Annotated in this window: 11 protein-coding genes; 4 read left to right on the top strand and 7 right to left on the bottom strand. The window is 46.1% G+C overall.

Going from position 1 to position 14,139, the window contains the following annotated elements:
- The first annotated feature begins 4 nt into the window (after positions 1-4).
- Genes modA through ACO0KY_RS17940 form a run of 4 tightly spaced genes read left to right on the top strand, consistent with a single transcriptional unit; the run spans position 5 to position 2,779 of the window.
- Positions 5-769, top strand: coding sequence for a molybdate ABC transporter substrate-binding protein (modA, locus tag ACO0KY_RS17955; RefSeq protein WP_423048359.1), 765 nt, complete (start codon positions 5-7; stop codon positions 767-769).
- The gene (locus ACO0KY_RS17950; protein ID WP_423048357.1) at positions 766-1,200 is read left to right on the top strand and encodes a TOBE domain-containing protein; all 435 of its coding nucleotides are present in this window, start codon (positions 766-768) and stop codon (positions 1,198-1,200) included. The genes modA and ACO0KY_RS17950 overlap by 4 nt, the downstream gene beginning before the upstream one ends.
- Positions 1,197-1,892: a molybdate ABC transporter permease subunit gene (gene modB, locus ACO0KY_RS17945; protein ID WP_423048355.1), complete on the top strand. Its 696-nt coding sequence runs from the start codon at positions 1,197-1,199 to the stop codon at positions 1,890-1,892. The genes ACO0KY_RS17950 and modB overlap by 4 nt, the downstream gene beginning before the upstream one ends.
- Positions 1,889-2,779 (top strand): ABC transporter ATP-binding protein, encoded by an 891-nt coding sequence (locus ACO0KY_RS17940; RefSeq protein ID WP_423048352.1) that lies wholly within the window; start codon positions 1,889-1,891, stop codon positions 2,777-2,779. The genes modB and ACO0KY_RS17940 overlap by 4 nt, the downstream gene beginning before the upstream one ends.
- Before the next feature lie 82 nt (positions 2,780-2,861).
- On the opposite strand, the gene fabI is transcribed toward ACO0KY_RS17940, so the two are convergent.
- The 7 genes from fabI to ACO0KY_RS17905 form a co-directional block, all read right to left on the bottom strand.
- Positions 2,862-3,656: an enoyl-ACP reductase FabI gene (fabI, locus tag ACO0KY_RS17935; RefSeq protein ID WP_186914040.1), complete on the bottom strand. Its 795-nt coding sequence runs from the start codon at positions 3,654-3,656 to the stop codon at positions 2,862-2,864.
- Positions 3,657-4,208: 552 nt separating this feature from the next.
- Entirely contained in the window at positions 4,209-5,531 is a 1,323-nt protein-coding gene (locus tag ACO0KY_RS17930; RefSeq protein WP_423048349.1) for a TldD/PmbA family protein, read from the bottom strand.
- Positions 5,531-6,928, bottom strand: a complete 1,398-nt coding sequence (locus tag ACO0KY_RS17925) for a TldD/PmbA family protein (RefSeq protein WP_423048418.1) — start codon at positions 6,926-6,928, stop codon at positions 5,531-5,533. The genes ACO0KY_RS17930 and ACO0KY_RS17925 overlap by 1 nt, the downstream gene beginning before the upstream one ends.
- A gap of 177 nt (positions 6,929-7,105) precedes the next feature.
- The gene (locus tag ACO0KY_RS17920) at positions 7,106-8,809 is read right to left on the bottom strand and encodes an ABC transporter ATP-binding protein (protein WP_423048347.1); all 1,704 of its coding nucleotides are present in this window, start codon (positions 8,807-8,809) and stop codon (positions 7,106-7,108) included.
- Between the two features lie 8 nt (positions 8,810-8,817).
- Complete coding sequence (locus tag ACO0KY_RS17915; protein WP_423048345.1) at positions 8,818-9,981, bottom strand: ABC transporter permease; 1,164 nt, start codon at positions 9,979-9,981, stop codon at positions 8,818-8,820.
- A 9-nt stretch (positions 9,982-9,990) separates the two neighbouring features.
- Positions 9,991-10,929: an ABC transporter permease gene (locus tag ACO0KY_RS17910; RefSeq protein WP_423048343.1), complete on the bottom strand. Its 939-nt coding sequence runs from the start codon at positions 10,927-10,929 to the stop codon at positions 9,991-9,993.
- A gap of 83 nt (positions 10,930-11,012) precedes the next feature.
- On the bottom strand, positions 11,013-12,875 hold the full coding sequence (locus ACO0KY_RS17905) for an ABC transporter substrate-binding protein (RefSeq protein ID WP_423048341.1): 1,863 nt from the start codon (positions 12,873-12,875) through the stop codon (positions 11,013-11,015).
- Between the last annotated feature and the right edge of the window lie 1,264 nt (positions 12,876-14,139).

Genomic DNA, 14,139 nt, shown 5'->3' with positions numbered 1-14,139 from the left:
AAATTTGAGATTCAAAAATCTGATCGTCGGTTCATTGTTTGTGTCTTTGTCCGCGCTCGCTGGTGCGGGTTATGCAGAAACTATCTCCGTTGCTGTGGCAGCCAATGTGCAATATGCGTTTGAAGATTTAAAAACTGCGTTTAAGCAAGAAACCGGCAATGATCTGGTTGGCACATTTAATTCATCTGGCAAATTTGTCGCTCAAATTAGTAATGGTGCACCATTTGATGTGTTTTTATCTGCGGACATGGAGTTTCCTGAAAAATTATACAAAGATGGGTTCGCCACTGCTGCACCAAAAGTCTATGCCTACGGTGCGCTGGTATTGTGGACAACAAAAAATATCGATCTGACGCAGTGGCAATCGGCGCTGACCAGCAATCAGGTTGCACATATCGCAGTGGCCAATCCGAAGGCAGCACCTTATGGACGCGAAACCATGAAAGTCTTGTCAGCACTGAAGTTGGATCAGAGCTTGCAGCCTAAACTGGTGTTTGGTGAAAGCATTGCACAAACCAATCAATATATTCATTCTGGCGTAGTAGAGGCGGGCTTTACCGCAAAATCGGTTGTGCTTTCACCGGAAATGCAGGGACAGGGAAAATGGGTTGATGTGCCCAAGTCAACTTACCAGCCGATTGCGCAAGGTGCAGTCATCTTAAATTACGGTAAAGAGCATCACGCTAAAACAGCACAGCAGTTTTACGATTTCTTGTATTCCGCCAAAGCGCGCGCGATTTTTGAACGTTTTGGTTATTTGCTGCCATGAATCAATTGACAGGGTTGATCGCAGCGGTCGAAGCACATGGCAGTGTGGCGCTGGTGGATGTGAGCGTAGAAGGTGGTTTGCGCTTATCAGCAACTTTGCTGGGACATCCAGATCAGCTCGCAACATGGCGCCTGACTCAGTCAGTCAAGGTCTTGTTTAAAGAAACGGAAGTTGCACTTGCAAAAAATTTGCAAGGCCAGATTAGTTTGCGCAATCGTATACCGGGCGTGATTCTGGCGATAGAAAAAGGCCAGATTTTGACGCGCGTCGTTATTGCCGTTCAAGATTTCAAGGCTGTTGCCATCAGTTCCGTCATCACTACCCGTTCCGCGACACATTTAAATCTGGCGATAGGCGATACAGTCGAAGCGTTAGTGAAATCGAACGAAATGACGATACAGGCTCTATCTGATACGGAAATTTCATCATGATGGATCTTGATTGGCAACCACTGTGGTTGACGTTTAAATTAGCGAGCTGGACGACTTGTTTGCTGATTCTTTGCGGCATCCCGCTTGCCTACAAAATTGCCTACACACAAAGTCGTTTTAAACCTGTACTGGAAACCTTGGTCAGCATGCCTTTGGTGTTGCCACCGTCTGTATTGGGATTTTATTTGTTGTTGGCGTTCAGCCCGCAGTATGCGTTTGGTCATTGGTTGGAGCAATATCTGCACATTAAGCTGGTATTTAGTTTTCCAGGATTAGTTATCGGTTCGATGATTTTCAGTTTGCCATTTATGGTGCACCCTATTCAGGCAGGGTTGCAAAATTTACCGCCAAATTTGCTCGAGGCATCACGTACTCTTGGCAAATCCGATTGGTATAGTTTGCGGCATATTTTGCTGCCAAATATTAAACCTGCGATCTTGACCGGCATCGTTTTAAGTTTTGCCCACACGATAGGTGAATTTGGCGTGGTATTGATGATAGGTGGGAATATTCCTGGCGTCAGCAAAGTGGCGTCGATTGCGATTTATGACGAAGTTGAAAGCCTCAATTATCCGGCGGCACATTTGTATGCGGCCGTTTTGTTTGTGCTCAGTTTTAGCGTGCTGTTAATCGTGTATTTGATTAATCGTCGTCATGCTCATCTGCTGCGGGCAGGGACGGTGCGCTTATGATCAGAATTGAATGTCGCAAACATCTCGCTAGTGCTACAGGTGGCTTGCAATTAAACGTGCAGATGCATATCGAATGCAATGCATTCGTCACTTTGTTTGGCCCTTCAGGTGCGGGTAAAACCACGCTGTTGCGCATGTTGGCTGGTCTTGCCCATCCTGATAGCGGTGTTATCGAAGTCGCTGGTGAGGTCTGGTTTGATAGCGATAAGCGGATCGCATTGCGACCGCAACAGCGTTCACTGGGGTTGGTGTTTCAAGACTATGCTTTATTCCCGAATCTGACTGTTGCTGAGAATGTTGCGTATGCACTGGATAAGTCACAGGCACATCGCTTGGCTCGGCTATTAGAACTGAGTGGCTTGTCTGCGCTTCAAGATCGCTTACCGGCGAATCTGTCTGGTGGACAAAAACAGCGTGTAGCGCTGGCGCGTGCATTGGCAAGAGTGTTGAGCGGGGCGATTGATGGCAAATCACCATTGCTCTTACTCGACGAGCCTTTGTCTGCGCTAGATACGACTTTGCGCGTGCAGTTGCAGGATGAGTTGCTTGCCTTGCACCGTGAGTTTGGACTGACCACGGTCATGGTCAGTCACGATATTGCTGAGGTGTTTAAATTATCGCAGCAGGTGTTTGTGATTGAAGCAGGCGCAGTGATTCGTTCTGGCTCGCCATCCGCCGTATTTTTGCAACAGCAATTAAAAGGTCAATTGCAACTGCAAGCGCAGGTTTTAGCGATACGCAAAGAAGACGTGGTGTTTATTTTATCGCTGTTAGTCGGGCAGGATATTGTGGAAATTATCGCTGCGCAGGATGAAGTAGAGAACTTGCGTGTTGGAGATACGATTGCGATTGCAGCGAAGGCGTTTAGTCCTATGATTTTTCCCTGAGACGTAGATATAACCTGGCGCCGGAAAGTAAAAAAGCTGCGATCACTCGCAGCTTTTTTACTTTGAAATCTTAAGCCAGAAATTATTGGCTGTACGATTCCGCATTCAAGCCCATCACGTGGGAGAAGCCGCCATCAACATAAGTGATTTCGCCAGTGATACCGTTAGCCAGATTAGACAACAAGAAAGCTGCAGTATTGCCGACATCTTCAATTGTTACGTTACGGCGCAGTGGTGCATGTTCTGCCACGAAACCCAATAATTTACCGAAATCTTTAATGCCGCTGGCAGCCAGGGTCTTGATCGGGCCAGCAGAAATGCCGTTGACGCGAATACCTTTTTTGCCGAGGTTTTCTGCCAGGTAACGGACAGACGCCTCGAGGGAAGCTTTTGCCAGACCCATGGTGTTGTAATGCGGGATAGCGCGAATCGCACCCAGATAAGACAAAGTCAGCAAAGCGGAATCTTCGCGCAACATTGGCAATGCGGCTTTCGCCATTGCTGGGAAGCTGTAAGCAGAGATGTCGTGAGCGATACGGAAAGCTTCACGGGAGAAACCGTCGAGGAACTCACCAGCAATCGCTTCGCGCGGTGCGAAGCCGATAGCGTGCACCAGACCATCCAATTGATCCCAGTGTTGTCCTAGGTCTTTGAATACGGCTTCGATTTGTTCATCGCTGGCGACGTCGCAGTCGAAAACCAGTTTGCTGTCAAATTCTGCAGCGAAATCGGTGATTCGGTCTTTGAAGCGTTCACCAACATAAGTGAATGCAAGTTCAGCGCCTTCGCGTTTGCATGCTTGCGCGATGCCGTAAGCGATAGAACGGTTGGACAGCAAACCAGTGATCAGAATTTTTTTGCCTTGCAGAAATGCCATGTTAACTCCAGGTATTTATCGTAATACTGGTAAGGCTTGCAGGGCAAATTGCCTTGGAAACCTGCACCAATCCTACGCTGTGGTTTTTGCTTAGTTTTTACCTACCCATCTTTTAAAGACGATAGCAGCGCAATCCAAGCTTTACTCATAGGTCTCGCGCACATCTACTTCACATGCAAGCACGCTAGATTTGCGTAAGACCTAACTAATTTTTCAGGATTCTTTTTGCCAGCGACACTTTGCCAGCGAAACCTTATTTCTTTTATTCTCAGAATACTCGACAAACGTTTTAGCTGCTTTGGCCGATTTTGCTGCATTAGCCGCACTAGTACATCTATTTATGTACCCGAATATCGAGAATTTGTTGCGTCCGGACAAGCCGTTTCACGACAATAGGTCGGAATTGTAGTTGTTAAGCGCAAATCGGGCAAATACTAAGTTCATGACTTTGAAACAAAGAGTTTCTATTTAACAAGCTTGGCTGACCAATTTCATGCGCTCAGGCCCATCAGTGTTTTTCATCATAAAAAACGTACGACTGTCCGTTTTTTATCAAAGGACAAAGCGCATCGATTTCAGTAAAGCCCCCGGTAAAATTGCGCCGCCGGTGTGGCGTTCGCCATACGAGCGATCATCCATGATCGTTTCTGTTTCTTTCGTTAATGCGAGCAGATCTTCGCCTAACATGCGGAATAGGGATTCATCAAAACGCATCACATTCAGCGGTGCCTTGATCTCGCCATTCTCCACCCAGAAGCTGGCAAAGCGCGTCATTCCGGTAATCCGACAATTGGCGCGATCAGAAAAATTCAGATACCAGAGATTACTGATGTAAATACCAGTGCCAAGTTGCTTCAATGCATCCTTCATGGCTAAGGTGCCAGCCTGCATACGCAAAGACTTAGCTGACTCAGCGTCATCTGCGCCATTGCTTTGAACACCATATTCTTTTGCGCTACGTGGTGAAATCATGCTACCGACCAATTTACCCGCGTCAATCAGCTTAATTTGATCTGGTTTAATAAAACCTTGCGCCTGAAACACGGGTTCCAGGCCTGCCAGACTATCTTCACTGAGATGCACATGCGGATGCAGACTGACTTCACCCGCATGCAAGCGGCGCAGGCAGCTTTGGTGGGTACGCAACGATTTTTCTGATAAGCCGCCCCAGTTCAGCATCATTAATAGTTCATTGAGTGCCGTCGGCGTCAGATAAGCGCGGTAACTCCCTGGTGGAATACTGATGGCTGGAAACGCCAGTAAGGCTAATTGCTGCTTTGCTTCTTCAAATTTTTGCTGAAATTGGTTTTTGTCCCAGCTAAAACCTGCATAGTTGGATTTAACTGCTTTGTCGCCAGCGTGAAACAGGCTCCAGTCAAAATTGACGTTTCTGCTTTCGAACCAATTATGTTGGCCGCGGGAATTAGCAAAGCCGCGGTATTGAGTTCCCGTTGTCAATATTCCGACCATATCCAGACTGGCAGACGCTTCCAGAATATCAGCCACTATTTGCTCCGCATCCGGTAATGATGACGACTGAATGTGGCTGCTATTCTTGACGTCAGATGCGATTAATAAATGGGGGTCTGCAGGCAGATCGCCGATTTGTTCGCGCAACATATTTAACGTGTCTCTGACACTGACGCTATCTTTTTCCATCTCACCTGAGAGATTCAGGCTGCTGCTGACATGCGTCTGGCCTTGGAGTAGTTGTAAGCGCAAAACGATTTGTGCTACGTGACCAGGCTGACGTATGGCGCTACGATTAAAACGGACAAAATCGGTTGCTTCCGCTGACAACCAGCAAGTAAAACTTTCGGTATCAGATATCTGTTGTTGTAGAGCGTGTGTCAATTGCTGAAAATAGGCTTGCATCAGGCTTCTCCTCCAAAAACTTCGACCTGATCGAATAAGCAAGCCGGTGACGCGTGACCAACGCGGATCACTTGTGAGGGCTCGCCTTTGCCGCAGAACGGCGTGCCCATGACCGCGTAGGTGGAAGCATCGCCGACCATTTTTAATGAGCGCCAGAAGCTTTCTGAGATACCGCGGTAATTGGGATTTTTGACCAGACCTTTGAGTTCGCCATTCTGAATGAGCTGACCATATTCGCAACCAAATTGAAATTTATTACGTGAGTCATCGATAGACCACGACACATTGGTATTCATCAGTACGCCATTTTCAACGGACGCAATCATGTCGGTTAAACTGCTGCTACCGGGTTCGATATTCAGATTTGCCATACGATCAATCGGTGGTCTGTTCCAATCGCATGCACGTGAATTGGCAAGCCCAGGCATGCCTGAGCGCGCTTGTGATAGTGCGCTACCGAGAGGGCGCTGCAAAATGCCATCGCGGATCAACCAGGTTTTCTCGGCTGGTGTGCCGTCGTCGTCCCAACGATAGCTGGCAAACTCTTCAGCTCTTTGCGGATCATGTGTGACGTTCAATAGTGCCGAACCGTATTGGAAATGCCCGAACATATCGGGCGTCACAAAACTGGTGCCAGCGAAATTACGCTCGTCGCCTAAGATGCGATCAAGTTCCAGAGGGTGGCCAATCGACTCATGGATTTGCAACATCATTTGTTCTGGCATCAGCAACAAATCCATGCGTCCGGAAGGGCAGTTTTGGGCGCTTAACAAATCAATCGCTTGTTGGGCTATTCTATGCCCGGAGCCGTAAAAGCCTGCGCGTTGCAAGACTTCCATGCCGCCCTGATGACAGAAACCATTGTATTGGCCGCCTAAGGTGCGGGTCTGAGTTTCTGAACCCTGATTGGCGGTGACGCTGAGATTCGGAATCAGATAATCAAAATGCTGTTGGATATCGGCACCCGTGCTGCTGATGAACCATTGATCCGTGCTGATACGCGACATGGAGGCGCTCCAGTCAACGACACGGGGATCGATCTGACAGGCCTGTGATTCTTGCATCAATAGTGCGATGATTTCTTTTCGGTTCCAGCTTTGCGCGCTGGGACCACGATGTTGACCTTGCACAGCCGATTGTGGAATCGTACTAAAATCAGTGACTGATTTGCCCGCACTCATTGTTGCCCAGTCATGCGCACGTTGTATTGCCTGCTTTACGCCGCTGCGTGACAAATTACTGGTTGCGGCGTAACCATAACCACCCTGATGAATCACGGTGAACATCGCACCATGGCTGCGCATGCTGTTGAGTGGCTGCAAGACATTTTGTCGGACGTTTAATTCTTCACTGCGTTCATCAACGGTGCGCATAGAACAGAAGTCGACTGCTGGCATCAATTCTTTGAACAAATTTTTTATGGCATCCAAGTCTTGCTCCGTCTTCTGTTATTACACCCTGATTGTGCTTTCACAAGGTGGTAATGTGTAAAATGCAATATTGTCTTGATAGTACTATATTTTTGTCGCGATGAAAGCCTTTACTAATTTTCAAATAAATAGCTGTCTATATTTTTAAGCATGCTGCAAACCGCGCGGGATAGCGCCTAGCAAGGTCTTGGTATAAGCCTGTTGCGGGTGATGGTATAAATCATCGGCGTTGGCTAGTTCAACCACTTTGCCTTTGTTCATGACCATCACCTGATCAGCGATGTATTTGACTACCGCCAGATCATGTGAAATAAAAATATACGACAAGCCAAATTCTTCTTGCAGATCTTGCAGCAGATTTAAAACTTGCGCTTGTACAGACACGTCGAGCGCAGACACCGATTCATCGCAAACTAACACTTCTGGCTTCATGGTCAGACAGCGCGCTATTGCAATACGCTGGCGCTGGCCTCCTGAGAATTCATGTGGATAACGATGAAAAGCGGCGACGGGTAATCCAACCTTGTCGAGCAATTGTTTTGCCATGGCAGCGCGTTGATTATCATTGTTACCTATGCGGTGGATATGCATGGGCTCCATCAGAATTTGACCGATGGTAAAGCGCGGATTCAATGAGGCATAAGGGTTTTGAAAGATGATTTGAATTCTGCGTTTGTATTGTAAAAAATCTTTATTTGACATCGATAAAATGTCTTTGCCATCAAAAATCGCTTGCCCTCTGGTCGCCTGATGCAAACGTAATAAGCAGAGGCCGACAGTGGTCTTGCCTGAGCCAGATTCACCCACCACGCCCAGCGTTTTTCCGCGGGCGAGTTTGAACGAGACATCATCGACGGCTTTAAATTCTTTTTTACCGAACAGGCCTTCGCGTGTATAAAAACTTTTACCGAGGTTGTTAACTTCTAGCACAATTTCTTCATCACCACGTAAGCCGCGCTGACGTTCTTTTTGTTCTGGTAAGGCACCTTGATTATTCATGAAGTCCGCAATGACGGGCAGACGCCACGGGCGACTATCGAGCGAAGGGCGGCAATGCAAGAGCGCCTGCGTGTAAGTATCCTGCGGACGCTCAAAGATTTGCTCAACCGAACCCGCTTCACGGATTTCACCATGACGCATCACAATCACGTGACTGGCAATTTCACCAACCAGTGCCAGATCGTGTGTGATAAACAGCACCGACATATTGCGTTTGATACGCAAAGCGTTGATTAAATCGATAATCTGTTTTTGTATGGTGACATCCAGTGCCGTCGTCGGTTCGTCGGCAATCAATAACTTGGGTTCACACGCAATTGCCATCGCGATCATGACGCGTTGCTGCTGGCCGCCTGACATCTGGCTAGGATAGGCGTCGATTTTATTTTTTGGGTCAGGAATACCAACTTCATCAAGCAATTCTATTGCCCGCGCGCGCGCTTGCTTCGCATCCATGCCCATATGTAAGCGTAGTACTTCTGCGATCTGAAACCCGACCGTAAAGACCGGATTGAGCGAGGTCATCGGCTCCTGAAAAATCATCGAGATATCTTTGCCGCATAACTGACGGCGCTGGCTGATACTCAGTTCCAGCAAACTCTTACCTTCAAAAGTAATTTTGCTATCGCCGGAAATGCTGGACGTGTCAGCCGGTAACAGTCCCATGACGGCGAGCGAGCTGACAGATTTGCCGCTACCAGATTCGCCTACCAGGGCAACGGTGGCGTTGTAAGGAATCTCAAACGAAATTCCCTTAACGGTTTCTACGTTTTCTTTTTTATTGACGCGAAAAGAGACGCGTAAATTATCAACTTTGAGCAAGGCTGCTGTTTGAGAGTGGGTATTCATATCGGTCCTTATTTCAGCTTAGGGTCAAGCGCATCACGCAAGGCGTCGGTGAATAAGGAAAAGGCGGTGACCAACACGGCCATTGCCGCCGTTGCTGCCACTAATTGCCACCATTTACCAAGGATCAGTTCATTTTGCGCTTCATTAAGCATACTGCCCCACGATACCGTGCCGACTGGCACGCCAAACCCCAAAAAGCTAAGAATGACTTCGGATTTGATAAAGCCGACCACCAGAATAGACACTTGCACCAAAGCCACATGACTGACATTCGGGAAAATATGGATAAACATCTTGCGCCAATGTGACGCACCGATGGCGTCTGCAGCCCATACATATTCACGTGCTTTATGCTTCATGTATTCGGCACGCATTAATCGGAAAGGACCAGTCCAGCCAGTAAAAGCCAGAATCAAAATAATCGTTGAGAGCCCTTTTTGTTGTAGTACCGCTGCTACTGATAAGATCAACAGCAGGTAAGGGATGGATGTGAAAATGCTGTAAAACCAGTTAAACAGATCGTCGATTTTTCCGCCAAAATAGCCAGCTACCGCACCAAATAGAGTACCCAGCAGCGTTGCCAGAAAGGCGGCGATAATACCGACGAGGATGGACGTCTCTGCCCCCTTAATGGTTTTTTTGATGATGTCATGCCCCCATTTGTCCGCGCCAAAGGGCAGGGTGGCTGCACGTGTCGCAATTTTCGCTTTGCCTGATTTTGCTAAGGCAGTACGGATTTCAGACATTTCTGCGCCAATCGGATCTTGAATGCCGTAATCATTGACAATCACCGCGTTGGTGCCATTTTCTTGCTGGCGCAGGCTTTTGATCACATCACGTATAGGGTCAAGTGGATTATCGGTAACCTCCGCTTGTACTGCGGAATGCTTGCTCGTTGGCGAGTCATGCTGGTTGCTGTCTATACTATCTGTGCTGGAAGTGAAACTTGGAGGTGCATAGGAAACGCCAGTTTCCTGTTCCCAATCGGCGGCAATGAAGCCGCTGGATGACAGCGCGATCGTCAGTAAAAATGCGGCGACAATCGTCAGCCCAACCATCGCTACTTTATCAGCGCGTAATCGACGCCATGCCAATGCCCATAGGCCAAGAGAAGTTTGTTTTGGATCATCCATGTGTGTGCCAGAAGCTGTCTGTGAGAGCGTTTGATGCATGTTCATTCCTTATTTCAATTGAACGCGTGGATCAACCGCCTGATACAGCAGATCTGTGAGCAAATTAAATAACATCGTGGCTGCAGCAACGTACACGGTAATCGCTTTAATTACCGGAAAATCGCTACGCTCAACGGCCAGAATTACTTCTCGACCAATGCCTGGAATTGAGAAAAAACGCTCGATCAAAAATGCACCAATCAACAAAGCTGGTAAATTGGACATCACATAAGTGATGATAGGAATCGCTGCATTACGTAACACGTGCACCCATTTTATGCGATGTTCAGAGACGCCTTTGGCACGGGCTGTGCGGACATAATCCTGATTCACTTCATCCAGCACAAAAGTGCGGAACAAGCGCAGGCTTGGCGCAACGCTGACTGCCAGACTAATCAAAATCGGCAACGCTGAATACTTGAATAAATTTTCGGCAAAGCTATTGCCCCAGCCTTGTACTGGAAATAAATTTAATTGATAAGCAAAAAAATACTGCCCCACAATAATGTAGACCAGAATACTGATAGACATCGCAGTTGTGCAGATCACCATTACGGCACGATCGGTAAAAGATCCACGACGAAACGCAACTGCCAAAGCCAGCGCAATCGCGATCATCGTTTCTAAAATGGTTAATGGAACGAGTATCGTCAGCGAAGGACCTAAGCGGGTCAGAATGATGGATGATACCGGTTCGCCCGTGCTCCAACTATTGCCAAAATTAAAGGTGGCAATTTGTTTGATGAAAATCCACAGTTGGACGTAGTAGGGCTGATCAATCCCAAGCTGAGTGCGGATGTTAGCGATTTGTGCCGGATTCGACATTTTGCCGGCCAGGATATAGGCAGGGTCGCCGCCTACCCAGTTAAACAGGAAAAAGACCAGCAAAATAACACCAAGCATCGTCGGTGCCATTTGCCATAAACGGCGGAATATATAAGTGATCATGAGAAATTCTTCATTGGCGTTTCTTGATTATTCACGAGTATCTTATTCAAGAGAATTGGTTACGTATTTACTCGGTTGCTTCGTTACTTGCTTTTGTCGATATCGATATACATCCACTCCGTCAACATGACCGGATGCTTTTTGTAACCGATAACTCGCGCTTGCGACAGCATATTGCGATAACGTGCATAGCCTATGCGTTGCGCTGCGTATACTTCCAAGATGCGTGTCATTTTGTGATACAACAAATCGCGTTCAGGACCAGCCGGAAGTTTTTGCGATTCTTCATAGAGTTTGTCGTATTCCGGAATTGCCACGCAACCTGCATTATTGAGATGAATGTTGGCACCGTAAAATAATTGCATGAAATTATCGCCATCAGGATAATCTGCGATCCATGGTGAAATACGTTGCGTCAGATGACAGTCTTTTTCCGCTTTTAAAATCTCTGCGAATGGTCGGAATTCCACATTCATGCGTATGCCAACGCTATCATAGGTTTTCTTCCAGACTTCGGCTTGCAAATGCCCACGCGATTCAGTTTGTGAGGTGTAATTGATTTGAAACGGTTTGCCATCAGGCAGATTACGGTAACCATCAGCGCCTTTTTTATAACCGAACTTATCTAACAGCGCGTTGGCAGCAACGGGGTCATATTGAATACTGCTTTTATAATCAGGATCGTGACCCACGACACCCGGCGGAATGGGAAATTCTAAAGCGACAGCTTGACCATTATCCACAATCCGAATCTCATCATCTACATTGTGTGCCATTGCGATGGCACGGCGTAACGCAATTTTTTCCTTAGACAAACCGCCGAATACTGGGTCTCTCATATTCCAGTAATAAACGGTCAGTTCCGGATCGACTATGCGTGATAGTTGAATTCCTTTTTGTTGGAATTCCGGTTTTAATTTACCATCACGCATGGCTTGTGGTGCTAATCCCCCATAAAGTTGAAACAGATCGACTTCATCCTTTTGAAAGGCGAGTAGGCGGGATTGATCTTCCAGAATATCGGTGACGATGATGCGCCCAATTTGAGGAATCCGTTTACCTTTCATTGCAGCACTTATTTTTTGATCTTCAGCATTGTTACTTCCTTGAAAGTTCCAATAAACGGGACGGTAATTTGGTTTGGCATCCAAAACCATTTTTGAACCACGTACCCATTCCGTTAGCTTGTAGGGGCCGGTGCCGACCGGATTGGCCATAACTAAGCCTTGCAAATCCTGATAATGCTCTACCACTTCTCGCGCTACAGCGGAAGTCGCTACGTAAGCCAAAATCATTGGTAAATTAAAGTCAGGACGGGTCAGGTGCAAACGTAAAGTGTATTTGTCTGGAATTTCTATGCCTGCAATTTTGGCGTCGTAATCAAATTTTCCAGTCTTTTTTGCTTTAGCTACCAGCTCATCGAGACCAACGATTTTGCCTTCAAATAACCAACTGTGGCTGGATGCGATACGTGGATCCATCAAACGTTTAATCGAATACACGTAATCGTTCATCGTTAATTCACGGGTTCTTCCTTTGAATGCCTCGTCTTGCGTAAAGTAAATCCCTTTTTTTAATTTTATGGTGTATGTTTTGCCATCGGCTGAGATGTCGGGTAAGCCGTCTGCTGTCTGCGGGATAATTTTTGCTGGAGTTGCCAGGTAGTCATAGCTATACAGGCGTTCGAAAACAACTTCAACAATGGCGTGAGAATACAAATCTCGAGAGCCAGCCGGGTCAAAGCCAGTTTCGGCCACCGGAAAAATGGTCCGTAATACTTTGTCTGGATCAGCGAATTCCGTTGTGTTAGCACTGTTGAGCTTAGTTGCTGTCGTTTGTGCGAGTGCTTCTGCAGAGATACCTAATGAAATAATTGGAACACTCGCCATCAAAAATATTCCGGATAAAGTACCGATGACTTTCTTAAGCGTGCCTTCGAGATTCAACCGAGTGTCCCTTTTTGATACGAATTTGTATTTCATACAGCTTTATCTCCCGCTCGTGATTTTTTCAACGAATTGAAGATTCGTTGTATGCCGTTCTTGTTGACGGTCTGTGAAGGTTTGTTAGTGCTTGTTACAACCTGGTTATTGCTTGTAGGCGCGACTCCTTAGGGAAGGGCGCATTTTCATGGCGCCGTAACATTAGCCTATGTTTCAGTGCTTCGGGCACTTAAAGCAAAAATTTTTATCAATTTAATTTCTATCCGAAAATGGATTATTCCTTAATTTTTTACTAAAAATGACGTGGCAAACGTTTGCTAAGCATCTTTTTTTGCTGTTGTGCATTAAAAATTATTCCCATTTAAACGCAATTTTTATGAGTTTTGCGGCCCCCTTGTGTGAAAAAGGAAATTTTATTTGCTGTATATGCGTACCAAGCAAATTTATCGAAGAAATCTTCAAAAATGAGAATTAAGCGCAGTTAATATATGCTGCAAAGCACAAAAAGATGCATTTCCTTTTGTCTCTTTTTTTTGGCAAAATGCGCCATGTTGTATTTCAGTGAAAAACTGTTGTGAAAGTATTGACAGACGGCGTCAAGAAATGGTTTTATGCGCCTTTGGAAAATTTTGGCGTAAAAATTTTCAGAATGTTTTCTTAAAATATACTTTTTTTACCAAAAGTTACAGGTAGTTCATTTTGTGGGTGGAACATCGAGCGATGTCGTGTCGGATTGATTGTTGATTTATGTAAACCAACTTGTATAAATATAAGCGATTATTGGTTAAGTTCGGTTGTCACAAAAAATAGCAAAAACGAGCAAATAAAATAAAAACCAAGTTTTTGGTATTGCATTTCAATTCGGTGAATGTGAATTGAACCGTAGGATATGAGTGGTTTGCAAAATTGTATGAGTCGTTTTCATTGAAAATTACAAATATATTTTGGTCTTTCTGCTCCCAGTTGATTTATAAATGGTTTTATGTGTGACGGTCGAATTAATGCGCCGTATAGTGCCTCGTAACATTTATAATTATTTTTTTGTTTGAGACGTTTTGACTTGGGTCAAATAGTAGAAATAGAACTAGTGGTTCGGGAGGAGTTTTAATGGATTTTTCAGATCGCCAGCAAGAGCCGGGTAAGAAGTTCCTTGGCATGGGGCTGGTATTAGCATTTCACGTAGTGCTGTTGTATGCGCTGCTCAATGGCTTGGGGAACAAGATCGTTCAGATCATCCAAAAGCCCATGGAGACAAAAATAGTGGAAG

The organism is Undibacterium sp. Dicai25W, from assembly GCF_049340505.1.
GTDB classification, from domain to species: domain Bacteria; phylum Pseudomonadota; class Gammaproteobacteria; order Burkholderiales; family Burkholderiaceae_D; genus Undibacterium; species Undibacterium jejuense.
Note: the sequence above shows the minus strand (reverse complement) of the source record. Positions and strands in the feature narration are given on the sequence as shown.